The following is a 2,739-nucleotide window of genomic DNA, read 5'->3' as shown; positions in this document are numbered from 1 at the left end:
CCTCGAAGTTCCGCTTCGCCTCGACCGCGGCTTCTTCTATTGTTAGCGGTCTTGGCTCGACAAGCTGATGTCCTTCATCCTCATAGAGCACTGTCCCGTCTCTAACGAGATCAACAAAGAACGGCCTGCCGCGAGCCAATTGGTCGTTGACGTCATGCAGACTATGGACGATCAGACCGACCGGCGTGCGGATATGGCCGCCGATCTGTGCCTGAACCAGTCGGTCCTCGAGGCCGATCCAGAGGTCCTCTTCCTCCGCAAAATTGTGAGAGTCGACAACGACCAGAATGTCGTAGTCAGAGCGATAACCGCTCTTGCGATCCTCGACCCAGTCGCCGCGGGCATAGGATCCGAAGAGGATGACCTTGAGGATCTTGCCCTGTTTTCGCTCCGACTTCCCGATCTGGAACTGCCGTACGTCGTCGAAGATAATCTCGAGTACGCTCGCGATCTCATGGCGTTTGCGTGCAGGAAGGTGGTCGAGGTTATCGGTCAACGTCAAAGCCATATTGAAACTGTCTTCGTGAATCGAATCCATTGTACCGGCTCGCGAGTGGAAATTGCGTTAAATCTTTAAGGGGAACTTTTCCATATTGCAACCTTCGGTAAATTGCTCGAACATAAAGATTGACCTGAGCTGCCGAGGTTTACGTTACCAATCAAGGAACACGCTTGGCCATGCTCGAACCGTTGCCAACATGAGCAAGCCTCCAAACGCTAGCCCCAGCAAGACCGCCATGACCAACCATCGATCCTGCTGGTCGCGATCACGTGCAGCTTGCACAAGTTCTCTAAGCTGGCTGGTAACGGCGTTGACTTGATTGCTGCTGGATCGTGAGAGGTTGACGATCACTCGGTTTGCGATCAGCTCGAACATGCGCCCATAGTCCTCCGGACCAAACCGAAGTGCCGTTGAAGCTTTGAGTGTTTTGAGATGCTCGGCAATGAGCAGTATGTCTTCAGACAGCTGATCGTGCTGACCGCGAAAGTCCGCCTGTCGAGAGATTTCGTCGAAGCGGTAGAAAGCCGCCTCCATGCCTTTGCGTATGATGGTTATCTCGGCGTTCAGGTCGCCGGCCAGCTTTTCGACTGTCTGGCGCAGAGCATTGAAGGCCAGCGTCGCATCATCGGCGGTCAACTCCTGCTCTCTAGTCTCACCACGATCCATCATCTCTACCCCTATCGCTCAAACTCGTGGCCTCTCCCGCGCGAGATCTGCTGCTGCTGTTTTTGCCCGCGCTGATGTTCGTTCATAGGACGCACCTCCTCGACTTTTGCGGTTCGCTCGACGGGCCGCCCCGTCTCTGCGCGTTCCAGTGCGCGACCCGCCCTGCGATCCAAACCCCTTACGCCAATTCCGTCATCCACTCGATCTTGCCTGTACTGACGCACGCGCTCGGCCAGTGGATCGAGTCCCCTCTTCTCTTCTGCAGCAATCGCTCGGCCGGATTGCGTTGCCTCACCGCTACGACTGAGCTTCAGACCAGCAAATATGCCGCGTCGTGCTTGTGGTTGCTGTAAAGCGTTCTCGCTTTCAGACTGCAGCAGCGCATCGCCACGCTCGGCGATGCTGCCCTCACGATTAAACTCAGATCCCTCGTGGACATTTGGACGTCGGTCCCCCTGCCGCTCGGATCGAGCAATTTCGCTGGCTGGATCAGGAATGACAGGGGTCGCGTAATTTCGGCGATCAATCCTGGGCGCATCAGCGTCCTGACCGTCAGACATTCCACGCCGCTCAGCAAACTCATCGAGGTAGTCCAGCGTCGTTTCCTTGACCCCGGATCTGCCAAGCCGCTGCGTCATCTGCTCGAACGCAAGATCGTTGCCTTTTTCGACCGTCCAGCTGTTGCGCTCCGCAGTGCGGCCGTCGGGCAACCGAACCGTAGCCGAGCCCACATGCTTTAGGGCAATTTCATCGCCGATGACGGCGCCCGCCTCCGCAATCGCTCGACCGAGATCGACGCCCCAAGTCACATGTCTTTCGCCACGTGCGTTCTCAAGGCTAACAAAATAGCTCCCCCGGTTCCCTGGATCGTGTTCATAGGGCGCCGCACCGTGCTCGACCAGGCGCCCGGCTCTGCGATTGACGAACTCTTCCTGGCCGGCATAAAGCTGAACGCCGTCACGATGGCGCGTCATTGCCACATATGTCAGATGCCGATCCATTGTTGCCGAAGCCAAGACGAAGGCCCGGTCCACGGTCCCGCCCTGGTTCTTATGGATCGTGGTGGCATAGCCGTGATCGAAATGGCGATAGCGATCCGTATCGACGTAAATTAGGCCCGCCTCGTCATTCGCCTTTCCGTCGAGCTGCACGCGCATAGAATTTCGCTCGACCCTTTCGACCGTGCCAAGCATGCCATTTTTGACTCCGAGCTCGCGGTCGTTCTGCAAAAAGACGATACGGTCACCGATCGCAAACGTCCGCTTTCCATCGTTCGTCTGCAACAAGACCTCGCCGCCAACCTCTCCTTTTGGCAGTACGCCCTGGTTCTGAAGTTCGCCACGAACGGCATCATTGAAGGCACGCACGTCCACACGCCGATGCGCCATAGCCACCCGGCTTCCATCCGGTCGCTCCAGTCTGTCTGCGAGATAGTCTCGAACCATGTCGCCCATCGCTTCCGCGCGCGTCGGGCTGAAKTGAATGTCGCCTCGTTCCCGATAGGCCGAAAGTCCCTCGCCCGTCCGGTGCCTTGCAAACGAAACGGATGCGTCGCGCTGCCAATCGATATG

The 2,739-nt window shown here is 57.3% G+C and carries 2 protein-coding genes and 1 pseudogene; all 3 read right to left on the bottom strand.

The window, feature by feature from the left end; all coding sequences use genetic code 11:
* On the bottom strand, window positions 1-538 hold a 538-nt coding region (locus AC1D35_RS35440; protein WP_477942617.1), incomplete at its 3' end, for a nucleotidyltransferase domain-containing protein.
* A 114-nt stretch (window positions 539-652) separates the two neighbouring features.
* Entirely contained in the window at window positions 653-1,171 is a 519-nt protein-coding gene (locus AC1D35_RS35435; protein WP_477942615.1) for a DUF6118 family protein, read from the bottom strand.
* 8 nt (window positions 1,172-1,179) lie between these two features.
* Window positions 1,180-2,739 (bottom strand): annotated as a pseudogene (locus AC1D35_RS35430) (Ti-type conjugative transfer relaxase TraA); the annotation flags it as partial.

The sequence above is a fragment of the Rhizobium sp. P1_E6 genome (assembly GCF_056405875.1).
Note: the sequence above shows the minus strand (reverse complement) of the source record. Positions and strands in the feature narration are given on the sequence as shown.